The organism is Rhizobium sp. GN54, from assembly GCF_021026345.1.
Classification (GTDB): Bacteria; Pseudomonadota; Alphaproteobacteria; order Rhizobiales; family Rhizobiaceae; genus Mycoplana.
The window spans coordinates 1,134,112-1,147,729 of record NZ_JAJNCZ010000001.1; the positions used below are offsets into that span (position 1 = coordinate 1,134,112).

The following is a 13,618-nucleotide window of genomic DNA, read 5'->3' on the forward strand; positions in this document are numbered from 1 at the left end:
GGCTCTTCGCGGTCCGGCCGGTTCGGTCCGCCGCGCCCGAATTCGGCTATTCTTGCGCCAGCCCGCAGGCCTTCCGCCCGATCTTGTCGCGCCAATCCTCGAATGCGACCTGCGCGCCCTTGGTCGCGACCGGCTTGCCGTTCGCGGTTCCCTTGCCGGTGAGCACATTCAGGTCGCAGCTTTCGGTGTGGTTCGGATCGAGCGTGTCGTAGGCGGAGTAGGTGTAGCCGGCGACGACGAACCGGGACTCCCGATAGGCAATTGTGACGCGCTGCTCCCAGCGGTCGCGCCCGATCGCGCTGTTCTGCGAGGTGAGCTCGATCGAGCTGTTCGCAAGGGCGGCCACGCCCGCCTCCTGTCCGTAGACGGTGGCGCTGCCCCAGATCTTGTTCGGCACCGAGACCTTCAGCGTCAACCGCGATGCGCCGTCGTCGGCGAGATAAATGTAGACGCCGCTGTCGTCGTCGCTGCCCTCCGGCGGCCTAGCGATCACGGCGAGGTCCTGCACCCCGTCCCGGTTCCAGTCTCCGACCGCCGCCGCCGTGATCCGGTCGGCGGGGAAGTCGCTCGCCGCAGCCGCCGCCGGCAGCAGGGCGGCAAGGGCGAGCGGTAGTGCGGTCCTCGTCATGCGCGTTTCCCTGTTCGGTGCGCCCGGAGAATAGGAAATGCCTTGGGGACAGTCCAGCGTTCCCGCCCGCCGTGTGCCGGAACGGCTATTGCAAAAATCGGGGGTTGACGCAAGAACAAAAATAGAACAAACTAAAAACATAAACAGATTGGAGACGTCAAATGACCGATTTCATGCGTGAACTCGCCGCCTTTACCTCCATTGCCATGTTCGTTGCGAGCCTGTCCGTCCTCGCTCTCGGCCTGTAACCTCCGCGACCGCCGGCCACATCGCTCCGCATCCGCAACGATCTCGCATCAGGCTGCGGGAACCCATTGCGGGGATAAGGGGAGCGGCGGAAATGTTTGACTGGACTTCCGCGGCCCGAATCCGCTTATCCTTGCGCCTCTGAAATGGAGTGGCAAAGATGGCGCAGGCGGTTGCGGGAGACACGGGCGGACATTCGGCGGGGGGCGGCGTCCAGTTCGTCCATCTGCGTGTCCACTCGGCCTATTCGCTGCTGGAAGGCGCGCTGCCGATCAAGAAGATCCTCGGCAAGGCGGTCTCCGACAGCCAGCCGGCGATTGCGATCACCGACACCAACAACCTGTTTGCCGCGCTCGAATTCTCCCAGAAGGCCGTGGGCGACGGCATCCAGCCGCTGATCGGCTGCCAGTTGTCGATCGACATGGAAGACGAGGGCGAGGGCGAGCGTCGCGGTCCGTCGCAGGCGCTGGCCAAGCTGCCGTCGATCGTCATCCTGGTCGCGACCGACGCCGGCTATGCCCGCCTGATGGATCTCGTCAGCCGCGCCTATCTCGGCGGCGAGGGCAGCGGCCATTCGGTGCACCTCATGCGCTCGTGGCTGGAGGAGGGGACGGACGGCCTGATCGCGCTGACCGGCGCCTCGTCCGGCCCGGTCGACATGGCGCTTTCCGCGGGCCAGCCGGCCGCCGCCGAGGCACGGCTTCTGGAACTGAAGCGCCTGTTCGGCGACCGGCTCTATGTCGAACTGCAGCGGCACGCGGACTATGACCGCAAGCACGAGCGGCGGATGATCGAGTTGGCCTACCGGCACGATCTGCCGCTGGTGGCGACGAACGAGCCGTTCTTTCCGACGCCGGAGGAATACGAGGCGCATGACGCCCTGATGGCGGTCGCCCACAATGCGATGGTGTCGGACGACAACCGTTTCCGGCTTTCGCCCGACCACTACCTGAAGAGCCGTTCGGCCATGGCCGCTCTTTTCGCCGATCTGCCGGAAGCGCTGGAGAACACCGTCGAGATCGCGCGGCGATGCTCCTTCGTCCTGAAGACGCGCGCGCCGATCCTGCCGCGCTTCACCGGCGCCACCGACGACGCGGAGGAGGCCGAGCGCGCCGAGGCGGCGGAATTGCGCCGCCAGGCCGTCGAAGGGCTCGAAGGGCGCATGGCCGCGCTCGGCCTGTCGCCGGGCTACAGCGAACAGGACTACCGCGAACGGCTGGATTTCGAGCTGGGCGTCATCGAGCGGATGAAGTTTCCGGGCTACTTCCTGATCGTCGCCGACTTCATCAAGTGGGCCAAGCAGCAGAACATCCCGGTCGGGCCGGGGCGCGGTTCGGGGGCGGGCTCGCTCGTCGCCTATGCGCTGACGATCACCGACGTCGATCCGCTCCGCTTCTCGCTGCTGTTCGAGCGCTTCCTCAATCCCGAGCGCGTCTCGATGCCGGACTTCGACATCGATTTCTGCCAGGACCGTCGCGAGGAGGTGATCCGCTACGTCCAGCGCAAGTACGGCCGCGAACAGGTGGCGCAGATCATCACCTTCGGTTCGCTGCAGGCGCGCGCGGCACTGCGCGACGTTGGCCGCGTACTCGAGATGCCCTACGGCCAGGTCGACAAGATCTGCAAGCTGGTGCCGAACAACCCGGCCAACCCGACGCCGCTCTCCAAGGCGATCGAGGAGGAGCCGAAGCTTCTGGAAGAGGCGGAAAAGGAGCCGGTCGTCGGCCGCCTGCTCGATATCGCCCAGAAGATCGAGGGCCTCTACCGCCACGCTTCGACCCATGCCGCCGGCATCGTGATCGGCGACAGGCCGTTGTCACAACTGGTGCCGATGTACCGCGATCCGCGCTCCGACATGCCGGTGACCCAGTTCAACATGAAATGGGTCGAGCAGGCGGGGCTGGTGAAGTTCGACTTCCTCGGCCTGAAGACGCTGACGGTGCTGAAGACCGCGGTCGACTTCATCCGCAAGCGTGACATCGAGGTTGCGCTGGAGAGCCTGCCGCTCGACGACCGGCTCACTTACGAGATGCTCTCGCGCGGCGAGACGGTGGGTGTGTTCCAGGTGGAAAGTGCCGGCATGCGCAAGGCGCTGATCGGCATGCGCCCCGACTGCATCGAGGACATCATCGCGCTCGTCGCCCTCTACCGGCCGGGCCCGATGGAGAACATTCCGACCTACAACGCCCGCAAGCACGGGGAGGAGGAGATCGAATCGGTCCATCCCTCCATCGACTACCTGCTGAAGGAAACGCAGGGCGTCATCGTCTACCAGGAACAGGTGATGCAGATCGCCCAGGTTCTGTCCGGATATTCGCTCGGGGAAGCCGACCTTCTGCGCCGCGCCATGGGCAAGAAGATCAAGGCCGAGATGGACCAGCAGAGCGAGCGCTTTGTCGATGGCGCCGTCAAAAACGGGGTCTCCAAGCCGCAGGCGAAGAACATCTTCGAACTGCTCGCCAAGTTCGCCAACTACGGCTTCAACAAGAGCCACGCGGCCGCCTACGCCATCGTCTCCTACCAGACGGCCTATCTGAAGGCGCATTATCCGGTCGAGTTCCTCGCCGCGTCGATGACCTACGACATGGCCAACTCCGACAAGCTGAACGATTTCCGCCAGGACGCCGGTCGGCTCGGTATCACCGTCGTTCCGCCGTCGATCCAGACCTCCTATGCCCATTTCGAGACCGGCGAGAAGAAGATCTATTATGCGCTCGCCGCCATCAAGGGCGTCGGCGAGGCCGCGGTCCACCATATCGTCGAGGTGCGCGGCGACCGGCCGTTCGAGAGCCTGGAGGATTTCTGCCTCAGGATCGACCCGAAGCTCGTCAACCGCCGCACCTTCGAAAGCCTGATCTGCGCCGGTGCCTTCGATGGCTTCGGCCACGACCGCGCAGCCCTGATCGCCGGCCTCGACCGGCTCATCGGCTATGCCCAGCGCGCGCAGGAGAACAAGACCAGCGGCCAGAGCGACATGTTCGGGGCGGGGGCCGCGACCGGGCCGGAGGTGATCTCGTTCCCGTCCTATGCGCCCTGGCTGGCGTCCGAGAAGCTGCACCGCGAGTTCCAGGTGCTCGGCTTCTATCTCTCCGCCCACCCGCTCGACACCTACAACGCCATGCTCGCCAAGATGCGCGTGCAGAATTTCGCCGATTTCGCCGTCGCCGTAAAGCAGGGGGCGACCGCCGGCCGCCTGGCCGGCACGGTCACCTCCAAGCAGGAGCGCAAGACCCGCACCGGCAACAAGATGGGCATCGTCGCCTTCTCCGATGCCTCCGGCCAGTTCGAGGCGGTGCTGTTCTCCGAGATGCTGCACCAGTACCGCGACCTGCTGGAGCCGGGAAAGTCGCTGGTGATGACGGTGCAGGCGGAAGAGCGCCCGGAAGGCATCGGGCTGAGGATCCAGACGCTGCGGTCCCTGGAAGAGGAAGCGCTGCAGCAACAGAAGGCGCTGCGCGTCTTCGTCCGCGACTCGGGCCCCTTGCGCTCCATCGCCGCCCACCTGAACGCCAGGGGCGACGGCCTCGTCTCCTTCATCGTCATCAAGGACAACGGCGAGCGCGAGATCGAGGTCGAACTCGGCGAGCGCTACCGCATCTCGCCCGAGATCGCCGCCGCCCTGCGCTCCGCCCCCGGCGTCATCGACGTCGAGATGGTGTGAGCGCACCCACCGGCAATCTGCGCAAAACCGCGGCAGCCCCTTGATCGCACCGGCCCTGTCGGCTACCGACGATCACAGGCGGACGTGGCGAAACTGGTAGACGCAAGGGACTTAAAATCCCTCGGAGTGATCCGTACGGGTTCGACCCCCGTCGTCCGCACCACCTACCTGCCATGCCGGCGCACGCCGCGATCGCCCCCTCCGCTCACTGCGGAGAAATCGAGAACTTCTGGTCCGACAGCGCCACTGCGCCGCTGATGGCGTCGCGGAAGCGGTAGCGGACGACATAGTCGCCCTGTGGCGGGCCTTCAGCGCTGAGGGTGAGCGTGAGCTTTGCAAAGATCTCCTGGTTGCGCATGAAGCCGCGATAGGTGAAGGAGCCGAAGGCCTTCTTCTCCGCCAGCGTCTCGCCCTTGGCGTTCAGGAGTTCCAGGTCGACGGTGAACTGCGCCTCCACCTTGCCGCCGTCGACCGGCCGCCAGGATAGCCCGACCGGCTCGACATAGGAGATCAGCGGCTCGCCGGTCTTGTAGACGGCGTTCGGGCGCGGCGTGTACATGCCGTAGCCTTCCGGCGGCTCGGTGACGAAGGTGGCCTTGCCGATCGAAAACGGCAGGCCCGACGAGAAGGCGCCGTAGGCCTCGCGCATCGCCTCATGCGCGCCGACGGGATTGCCGGACGTCGCCATCTGCTCCGCCTTGGTGGCGGCATCGACCAGCGGGCCGGCCGCTGCCGGCAGGGAGAGGAAGCTGAAGACGGCGGCAAGCGTCGATGCGGGCAAAGGGGACATTGCGGGCATTCTTCCTCCCTCGGATCGTGGCGGAAGGATGCGCAGATGCCGGCGGGCAGTCAAGCGCCGGCAAGGCACAGGCCTGAAACCGGGCCGAAACCGAGCCTGGAACTGCCTCAGCTCTTCCAGAACAGCGGGGTCAGGATGACGAGCACGGTCAGGACCTCGAGACGGCCGAGCAGCATCAGGAAGGACAGGAGATAGAGGGCCGGATCGCTCATGCCGGCGAAGGTGCCGGCCGGGCCGATCGACGGCGTGACGCCGGGGCCGACGTTGGAAAGGGCGGTCGCCGAGGCCGAGATCGCGGTCAGCGCGTCATAGCCCATCAGCCCGAGAAACAGGCCGCCGGCAAAGCAGATCATCATGTAGGAGATGAAGAACAAAAAGACGTTGCGCTGCACGTCCGCGTCCACCGTGATGGGACCGTAGCGTACGGCATGGATGCCGTTCGGATAGATGAGCCGGTAGAGGCCGGAGCGGACGAAATTGAACAGGATGATGATGCGGTAGGCCTTGATGCCGCCGGCGGTCGAGCCGGAGCAGCCGCCCATGAAGGTCGCGATGAAGGCGAGTATGACGATGAAATGGCCCCAGCTCGTATAATCGTCGCTGGCAAAGCCCGTGGTCGACAGGATCGAAGTGACGGTGAAGAAGGAATGCGCCAGCGCCTCGTGGAAGGCCACGCCGTTTTCCAGCCGCTGGTAGAGGCTGGCGGCGACCGCGAAGAAGACGACATAGCCGAGGAAGACGATGATCTGCGGGTCCTTCAGCGTGTCCAGCCGCCCGCGCACGATAAACAGGATCAGGATCGAGAACGGCAGGCTGCTGAGCGTCATGAAGAACGACGCTGCCCACAGCAAGGGCAGGCTGTCGTAGTAGCCGAAAGAGGCGTCGTGGGTCGAAAGCCCACCGGTCGCCACTGTCGACATCGCATGGTTGATCGCATCGAAGCGGTTCATGCCGAGCGCATTGTAGGCGATGGCGCAGATGACGGTGAGGAGGACGTAGATCAGGATGAAGGCGCGGGAATAGACCGCCATGCGGGCAAACGGCTTGTCGCCGCTGTCGGAGGATTCCAGCTTGAAGAAGGACAGCCCGCCGACGCGCAGATAGGGCATGATGAACAGCCCGAGCGCAAGGATGCCGATGCCGCCGAGCCAGTGCAGCAGCGACCGCCACATCAGGATGCCCGGCGGCGCATGATCCAGCCCGACGATGATGGTGGAGCCGGTGGTGGTGACGGCGGACACCGATTCGAAGACGGCCTCGGCGAAATCCAGCTTCAGGGACGACATCCAGAACGGGATGGCGCCGATCAGGCAGAAGACCAGCCAGAGCAGGTTGACGACGAGGAAGCCCATCTTCTTGTTGAAGGGCGGCGGGCCGGCGCGCGTCGCCGCCGCCGTCGCAAGCGACAGCCCGCCCATCATGAAGGCCGAGATCGCGAAGATCTTCCAGTCCTGGTGGCCGTAGTAGAGGTCGGTCACCATCGGCAGCAGCATCGACAGCGACAGATAGAGACCACAGGTGGCGGCGATGTTGATGGCGGAGCGGTAGATCGTGGCGTTCAAAATCGTCTCGTTCGCATGAGGCGGCGTCAGGGGCGGCGTCGCCGCCACGCTCCGCCCGGAAGAGGACGGGTGGCCTCCGCGGCTACGATATGCAATAGCCTTTGGCAGGATCAAACTCAAGGATGCCGCAGGTCATGAAACAGGATGTGGAGCGCGCAACCGAAGCTCTGCGCACGCTTTTTCCCGAAACGCCGCTACAGTTGAACGAACACCTGAGCGCCCGCTACGGCGCGCAGGTCTACCTGAAGCGCGAGGATCTTACGCCGGTCCGGTCCTACAAGATCCGAGGCGCCTTCAACTTCTTCCGCAAGGTCATCGCCGGGAAGGGCGGGCAGGACAGTTTCGTCTGCGCATCGGCCGGCAACCATGCCCAGGGTTTTGCCTTCGTCTGCCGCCACTTCGGCGTGAAGGGGACGGTGTTCATGCCGGTGACGACGCCGCAGCAGAAGATCGACAAGACCCGCATCTTCGGCGGCGAGTTCGTCGAGATCCGCCTCATCGGCGACATCTTCGACCAGTGCTACCGGGCCGCGCAGGAGCATGCGCGCGACACCGGCGCCGTCATGGTGCCGCCCTTCGACGATCCTGATGTCATCGAGGGGCAGGCGACGGTGGCGGCCGAGATCGCCGCACAGCTCGGCGACATCAGGCCCGATCTCGTCGTCCTGCCGGTCGGCGGCGGCGGCCTTGCGGCCGGGGTGACCGGCTATCTCTCCGACAGCGTGCCGCCGGAAGGCTTCGTATTCTGCGAGCCGGAAGGTGCGCCGAGCCTGCGCCGCAGCCTGGAGGCGGGCGAGGTGGTCACCCTCGATCAGGTGGACAATTTCGTCGACGGCGCCGCCGTCGGCCGGATCGGCGACCTGAATTTCTCAGCCCTGCGCACCTTCGATGCCGGGCAGGCCATGCTGCTGTCGGAGAACGCGATCTGCGTCACCATCATCGACATGCTGAACGTCGAAGGCGTGGTGCTCGAGCCTGCGGGTGCGCTGTCGGTCACCGCGCTCGAGGCGCTGGGCCGCGAGCGGCTTGAGGGCAGGACCGTGGTGGCGGTCGTCTCGGGCGGCAATTTCGACTTCGAGCGGCTGCCCGACGTCAAGGAGCGGGCCATGCGCCACCGTGGCCTGAAGAAATACTTCATCCTGCGCATGGCGCAGCGGCCCGGCGCGCTCCGCGACTTCCTCAACCTGCTCGGCCCGGAAGACGACATCTCCCGGTTCGAATATCTGAAGAAGTCGGCCCGCAACTTCGGCTCGATCCTGATCGGCATCGAGACGAAGTCGCCGCAGAATTTCGTCGCCCTGAAGGAGGCCTTCGACGGTGCCGGGCTGCGCTATCAGGACATCACCGAAAACGAGGTCCTCGCGAACCTGATCATCTGACCGCCGCCGGACATTTGCCACACCTCCGCCTGGCCGGAAGCGGTTGACAGCCCTTCATGCTGTGTTACCACTCGGCCATGGCATCATTCTTTTCCAAGCTGTTCGGCCTTTCCGGCAAATCCGAAGCGCAGGCTCCGACGCCGGAAGATCGCGAGACCTATAACGAACTCGTGATCGTCGCGACGCCGATGCCGGAGGGGTCGCAGTTCCGCCTGGCGGGACGCATCGAAAAGCACGGCGGCGACGTCGTTTTGGTGCGCAGGTTCGTGCGCGCCGACGTCTTCACCAGCCGCGACGACACGGTGGCGGCCGCCTTCCGCAAGGCCCGGCAGATCGTCGACCAGCACGGCCCCTCGCTCTTTTCGGATGGCGAGCCGTCGCGCAACGTCTGATCGCGACCACAGCCTTTCCCGCAGCGCTCGCCGGGCTCCGCAAATCGCCCTTGCATGCGCGTGAGAATCGGCGCCTGAAAGACAGGCGAGGGTCCGGACCCCTAAGATTTAAGACTATCTTTGCCGCCCGTATCGCGGATAGCGTCGGCGCGGGGCGAAGAATTGATGCAGGTACGTGCATGGAATTCAACAACCTGATCCTGTTCTTCGTGGAGGCGCTCGTCTATTTCGCCTTCATGGTGACACTGCTCCACCAGCGTCATCGCATCGGCATCGGTGTGTTCATCACGGCCCTCGGCGTGATGCACTTCCTGGAGACCTATCTCGCCGCGGTCTTCTACGTGGAGCTTCCGTTCGGCGTGCTCTCGCCCGGCTCGTCCATCCTCTTCTCGGGCAAGCTGATGATGATCCTGCTGCTCTACATCAAGGAGGATGCGGGCATCGTCCGCGCACCGATCTACGGCCTGCTCGCCGGAAATTTCCTGACGGTCCTGCTCGCCCTGATCCTGCAGCACCATGACACCGTCAGCGTCGTGCCGGGGCGGGTGGTCGACCTCTCCTTCATCGACGAGATGGGCTGGCTGATGTTGTGGGGCACGACGCTGCTCTACATCGATGCGCTCGCCATCATCCTGATCTACGAACGGCTCGGCCGGTCGAGGCGCATGCCGATCTGGCCGCGCCTGTTTTTCTCCGGCGCCGTCGTCCTGACCTTCGACCAGTTCGGATTCTTCACCGTCCTGCATATCCTGAACGCCGCTCCGCCGACGGTGCTGTGGGGCGGATGGATCGCCAAGATGCTGGCGACGCTGGTCTTCGCCACGCTGACGACAGGCTACCTCAGCCTCGCCCGCATCTCCGCCATTCCCGTCTCCTCGCGCCCGATCGCCGACATCTTCAACGACCTGACCTTCCGCGAGCGCTACGAGGACCTCCTCGACCGGTCCGGGCGCGATGCGCTGACCGGCCTCTGGGACCGGAGCAGGCTGGAATATGAGGGGCAGCGCCTGTTGCAGTCATCGGTCATGGCCGGTTCGACGACGAGCCTGATGGTTGTCGATGCCGATCACTTCAAGACGATCAACGACGATTTCGGCCATCTGGCCGGCGATCAGGTGCTGAAGACGACGGCGGCCACGCTGCAGCAGAGCATGCGCAGCGGTGACCGGGTCTACCGCTTCGGCGGCGAGGAGTTCGTCGTCCTGTGCGAAGGGCTTTCGCATGGCGACACGGTGGCGCGCGCCGAGCAGATCCGCCGTGCCGTCGAGGCGCAGATCGTCCGCCCGGACGGCCGCCCGGTGACTGTCAGCATCGGCGTCGCAAGCAGCGATCACGACGGCACGACGCTGATTTCGCTGCTCACCGCCGCCGACGGCCGCCTCTATGCCGCCAAGCGCGGCGGCCGCAACAGGGTCGTCGGCAGGGAGGCGTCAGAAGCCGACGTTCGGACGGTCGATGATTTCGCGTAGGGCGAAGCTGGAATTGATCTTCACCACATGGGGCAGGGCGGACAGCCAGTCCCGGTGGATGCGTTCGTAGTCGGCCAGGTCCTTCGCCGCGATCCGCAGGATGTAGTCGTACTCGCCCGACATCAGGTAGCAGACGAGAACGTTCGGGCAAAGCTTCACCGCCGCCTCGAATTCCGCCAGCGTCTTGGCGAACTGGCCGGACAGGGAGATGTGCACGATGGCGATCATCTTGTAGTCGAGCGCCTGCTGCGACAGATGCGCATGATAGCCGCTGATGACGCCGGACTTTTCCAGGATGTCGAGCCGGCGCGAACAGGCGGACGGCGACAGGCCGACGCGCTCGGCGAGCTCCGCATTCGAGATGCGCCCGTTCTGCTGAAGCAGGCGCAGCATGGCAGTATCTATCGAATCGAGCGCGCTCAACGCAGTTTCCTTCGAATGAAGCCAGTGTGCGCGCAAGGATAAATGAAAAATCGCAAGAAATCCAACCGTCTTCGCAAGGACATTGCGTTGCACTTCTGCTCCAATTGTGCGCCCGCAGGGAGTGGCGGGCGAGGCCGTGAGCCTCGGGATTTGGCTGCCAGCGAGAGAGGAACGCAAGCATGCGTGTCGGTTGCCCGAAGGAAATCAAGAACCATGAATATCGTGTGGGCCTGACGCCAGGTGCGGTGCGCGAATATGTGGCGCATGGCCACGAGGTGATCGTCGAGACGAAAGCCGGCGCCGGCATCGGCGCAGACGACGACGCCTACCGCGCGGCCGGCGCGAAGATCGTCGCCACCGCCCGCGACATCTTCGACAAGGCCGACATGGTCGTGAAGGTGAAAGAGCCGCAGCCCTCCGAATGGGCGCAGCTTCGCGACGGCCAGATCCTCTACACCTACCTGCACCTCGCGCCCGATCCGGAGCAGACCAAGGGCCTGCTGCAGTCCGGCGTGACGGCGATCGCCTACGAGACGGTGACGGACGAGCGCGGCGGCCTGCCGCTGCTGGCGCCGATGTCGGAAGTGGCCGGGCGCCTGTCGATCCAGGCCGGCGCCACCGCGCTGCAGAAGGCCAATGGCGGCCGTGGCATCCTGCTCGGCGGCGTGCCGGGCGTGGAGCCCGCCAGGGTCGCCGTCATCGGCGGTGGCGTCGTCGGTCTGCATGCCGCCAGGATGGCCGCTGGGCTCGGCGCCGACATCACCATCCTCGACCGCTCGATCCCGCGCCTGCGCCAGCTGGACGACCTTTTCACCGGCCGCGTCCATACCCGTTATTCGACGATCGACGCGCTGGAGGAGGAAGTCTTCGCGGCCGATCTCGTCATCGGCGCGGTGCTGATTCCGGGCGCTGCCGCCCCCAAGCTCGTCAGCCGCGAGATGCTGTCGGGCATGAAGCGCGGCTCGGTGATCGTCGACGTGGCGATCGACCAGGGCGGCTGCTTCGAGACCTCGCACGCCACCACCCATTCCGAGCCGACCTACGAGGTCGACGGCGTCATCCACTATTGCGTCGCCAACATGCCGGGCGCGGTGCCGATCACCTCCGCGCAGGCTCTGAACAACGCCACCCTGCACTACGGTCTGCAATTGGCCGATCGCGGGTTGAAGGCGATCGCCGAGGACCGCCACCTGCGCGCCGGCCTCAACGTCCATCGCGGCCGCATCACCAACAGGGCTGTCGCCGAGGCGCTGGGCTACGAGATGGCCGCACCGGAGGTCGCCCTCAACGTCGCCTGAGACGCCGTCCGGAACGATACGGACCAAAGAACCGGCCCCGGAGGAATAGCCTCCGGGGCCGTTCGTATGGAACGACATGCTGGCCCGGCCCGACGGGCCACGGCCGTCAGGTGCGTACGATCTTGCACTGGTAACAATTGTTGCGCGCCGAGCGCACATGCACATAGGCGATGTCGGTCCGTTCCAGCAGCGCCTCGGCATAGCCGGCGATCTCGCCGGTCGGGGTCACGGCACCGGTGCCGTAGACGATGCGGTCGCGGTCGTCATATCCGCGGACGATATAGTCCCGGCTTTCCAGCATCGGCGGCAGCCCGGGCCCGGCATAGGCAGGGCAGGGTGCCGCGTGCAGGAAGATCGGGCCGGTCTCCGCATAGGGCTGCGGGTCCGGGAAGGGGCGGTGGGCGAGGATCAGATAGGCCTCTCCGGCCCTGACGCTGTTGAGGCAGTGCCGGCAGGGCACGCCGTCGCCGTCGGAGACCGCCCGTTCCGGCGTCATGCCATAGGCATCCGGGCCGCCGTTCCAGTAGGCGGTTGCGGTCTCGGTCGGAAGGGGAAGGAACTGGACGGGCATTGTGGCTCTCCGGTGGACGTGGAGCAAGGATGCTCCTGATCCCATTCCGGCGACACCCGATTCCGGCACCCGGCTTCAGCGCGGGCGGCGGGCGGCCGCACCGCGGGCTTTCCGGTAGCGCTGGTCGCAGATCCTCAGGAGCGAGACCGGCCCGATGCCCGGGCGCCGGATGCAGATGTCGACCATGACCCGAGCCACGTTCCGGTAGTAGGCCTCGTTTCGCTGCGCGGCGCGCACGATCTTGTCGTGGCTCTCCCGTGCCCGGTCATAGGCGGCCTTGTCGGGGCCGAAGGGCAGCAGCCGGCGCAGGGAGAGGAGCCGCTCCTGGCGTTCGATATGGCTGACCCGGTCCTGTCGCGCCAGCGCCAGCCTTGCGGCGGCGGCAAATATGAAGTCACAGCTGTTCTTCCGCCAGAGGCGCCGCAGCCTTCTGGGGCAGGAGGCCATATAGGCGCGCAGCAGCGCCCGGCGCGTCCGGTCGTTTCGGCAGAACGGCCTCAGCAGTGTCGCCGCCAGCTCGATGCCGGCAAGGTCGTAGGCCATGAGTTCGTAGTCGATCAGGCCCACGGAGCCGTCGGCATCGACGATGATGTTGTCGCCGTAGAGGTCGCCGTGCGTCAGTTGCGTGGCCGAAAGCGTCTCGAGCCGCGCCAGGCTCGCCCGGATCCAGTCCCGCTGGGCGTCGGTCAGCCGGCCTTCTGCGGCGAGATAGGCCTCGTGCGGCAAGGTCGGATGCCGGTGCTGGAACAGCGCGTGGCGCGGTTCGCCGGTCAGCGCATTGAGGCGCGCCATCGTCTTGCCCAGCGAGGTCAGCCGCCCGGCGTCCGGTCGCCGCTCCAGCGGCCGGCCGGGCAGGTAGGATAGCGCCAGCCAGTTGCCGTGGCGCAGCCGTTCGCCGGGGCTCGATGTCCGCGCGCAAATGCTCTGGACGGAAAGTCCCGCCCGTTCGAGCCGGCCGAGCGCTTCCTCGAACCGCACCATGGCGCGCCGGAAGCGGAAGCGGTAGAGAACGTAGGTCTGCCCGTCGAGCTTCACGATCCGCTTCTGCAGGTGGAAACGCCACTTCCTGTGCAGGACGACGGCGTGCCCTGAGAGCAGTTCGCTGATGCTGGGATGGGCGCTCTTCATGCGAAGGGGAACGATCCTGTTGTGGCTGCCGTCTGGCCGCATCCCGATGGCGGCGCCCGTAT

At 65.7% G+C, this 13,618-nt stretch carries 11 protein-coding genes and 1 tRNA gene; 6 read left to right on the plus strand and 6 right to left on the minus strand.

Annotated elements, in window-relative coordinates; all coding sequences use genetic code 11:
• Positions 1–46 precede the first annotated feature (46 nt).
• On the minus strand, positions 47–628 hold the full coding sequence (locus LQK81_RS05495) for an FG-GAP repeat protein (RefSeq protein WP_230804114.1): 582 nt from the start codon (positions 626–628) through the stop codon (positions 47–49).
• 406 nt (positions 629–1,034) lie between these two features.
• On the opposite strand from LQK81_RS05495, the gene dnaE reads away from it, so the two are divergent.
• Positions 1,035–4,535, plus strand: a complete 3,501-nt coding sequence (gene dnaE, locus LQK81_RS05500) for a DNA polymerase III subunit alpha (protein WP_230804116.1) — start codon at positions 1,035–1,037, stop codon at positions 4,533–4,535.
• A 78-nt stretch (positions 4,536–4,613) separates the two neighbouring features.
• Positions 4,614–4,698, plus strand: a tRNA-Leu gene (locus tag LQK81_RS05505).
• A gap of 42 nt (positions 4,699–4,740) precedes the next feature.
• Here the strand turns inward: LQK81_RS05505 and LQK81_RS05510 are convergent.
• A complete protein-coding gene (locus LQK81_RS05510; RefSeq protein WP_230804118.1) occupies positions 4,741–5,325 on the minus strand; it encodes a hypothetical protein in 585 nt (194 codons plus the stop codon).
• Between the two features lie 116 nt (positions 5,326–5,441).
• On the minus strand, positions 5,442–6,896 hold the full coding sequence (locus LQK81_RS05515) for a TrkH family potassium uptake protein (RefSeq protein ID WP_230804119.1): 1,455 nt from the start codon (positions 6,894–6,896) through the stop codon (positions 5,442–5,444).
• Positions 6,897–7,030: 134 nt separating this feature from the next.
• On the opposite strand from LQK81_RS05515, the gene ilvA reads away from it, so the two are divergent.
• From ilvA to LQK81_RS05530, 3 genes are all read left to right on the plus strand, one after another.
• Positions 7,031–8,275 (plus strand): threonine ammonia-lyase, encoded by a 1,245-nt coding sequence (gene ilvA, locus LQK81_RS05520; RefSeq protein ID WP_230804121.1) that lies wholly within the window; start codon positions 7,031–7,033, stop codon positions 8,273–8,275.
• Positions 8,276–8,352: 77 nt separating this feature from the next.
• Entirely contained in the window at positions 8,353–8,667 is a 315-nt protein-coding gene (locus LQK81_RS05525) for an HlyU family transcriptional regulator (RefSeq protein ID WP_230804131.1), read from the plus strand.
• 179 nt (positions 8,668–8,846) lie between these two features.
• Positions 8,847–10,136, plus strand: a complete 1,290-nt coding sequence (locus tag LQK81_RS05530; protein ID WP_230804133.1) for a GGDEF domain-containing protein — start codon at positions 8,847–8,849, stop codon at positions 10,134–10,136.
• Here the strand turns inward: LQK81_RS05530 and LQK81_RS05535 are convergent.
• On the minus strand, positions 10,098–10,559 hold the full coding sequence (locus LQK81_RS05535; RefSeq protein WP_230804135.1) for an Lrp/AsnC family transcriptional regulator: 462 nt from the start codon (positions 10,557–10,559) through the stop codon (positions 10,098–10,100). The two genes, LQK81_RS05530 and LQK81_RS05535, sit on opposite strands and share 39 nt — an antisense overlap.
• 179 nt (positions 10,560–10,738) lie before the next feature.
• Here LQK81_RS05535 and ald point away from each other — a divergent pair, with 179 nt between their 5' ends.
• Positions 10,739–11,857 (plus strand): alanine dehydrogenase, encoded by a 1,119-nt coding sequence (gene ald / locus LQK81_RS05540; RefSeq protein ID WP_230804137.1) that lies wholly within the window; start codon positions 10,739–10,741, stop codon positions 11,855–11,857.
• Positions 11,858–11,963: 106 nt separating this feature from the next.
• On the opposite strand, the gene LQK81_RS05545 is transcribed toward ald, so the two are convergent.
• A complete protein-coding gene (locus LQK81_RS05545) occupies positions 11,964–12,428 on the minus strand; it encodes a DUF1203 domain-containing protein (RefSeq protein WP_230804138.1) in 465 nt (154 codons plus the stop codon).
• A gap of 75 nt (positions 12,429–12,503) precedes the next feature.
• Positions 12,504–13,556 (minus strand): phosphotransferase enzyme family protein, encoded by a 1,053-nt coding sequence (locus LQK81_RS05550; RefSeq protein ID WP_230804139.1) that lies wholly within the window; start codon positions 13,554–13,556, stop codon positions 12,504–12,506.
• Positions 13,557–13,618: the final 62 nt, after the last annotated feature.

What these genes read in the sequence shown, in the direction of transcription:
- LQK81_RS05495 (WP_230804114.1), bottom strand. Translation starts at nt 628, where the DNA reads ATGACGAGGACCGCACTACCGCTCGCCCTTGCCGCCCTGCTGCCGGCG.
- dnaE (WP_230804116.1), top strand. Translation starts at nt 1,035, where the DNA reads ATGGCGCAGGCGGTTGCGGGAGACACGGGCGGACATTCGGCGGGGGGC.
- LQK81_RS05510 (WP_230804118.1), bottom strand. Translation starts at nt 5,325, where the DNA reads ATGTCCCCTTTGCCCGCATCGACGCTTGCCGCCGTCTTCAGCTTCCTC.
- ilvA (WP_230804121.1), top strand. Translation starts at nt 7,031, where the DNA reads ATGAAACAGGATGTGGAGCGCGCAACCGAAGCTCTGCGCACGCTTTTT.
- LQK81_RS05525 (WP_230804131.1), top strand. Translation starts at nt 8,353, where the DNA reads ATGGCATCATTCTTTTCCAAGCTGTTCGGCCTTTCCGGCAAATCCGAA.
- LQK81_RS05530 (WP_230804133.1), top strand. Translation starts at nt 8,847, where the DNA reads ATGGAATTCAACAACCTGATCCTGTTCTTCGTGGAGGCGCTCGTCTAT.
- ald (WP_230804137.1), top strand. Translation starts at nt 10,739, where the DNA reads ATGCGTGTCGGTTGCCCGAAGGAAATCAAGAACCATGAATATCGTGTG.
- LQK81_RS05545 (WP_230804138.1), bottom strand. Translation starts at nt 12,428, where the DNA reads ATGCCCGTCCAGTTCCTTCCCCTTCCGACCGAGACCGCAACCGCCTAC.
- LQK81_RS05550 (WP_230804139.1), bottom strand. Translation starts at nt 13,556, where the DNA reads ATGAAGAGCGCCCATCCCAGCATCAGCGAACTGCTCTCAGGGCACGCC.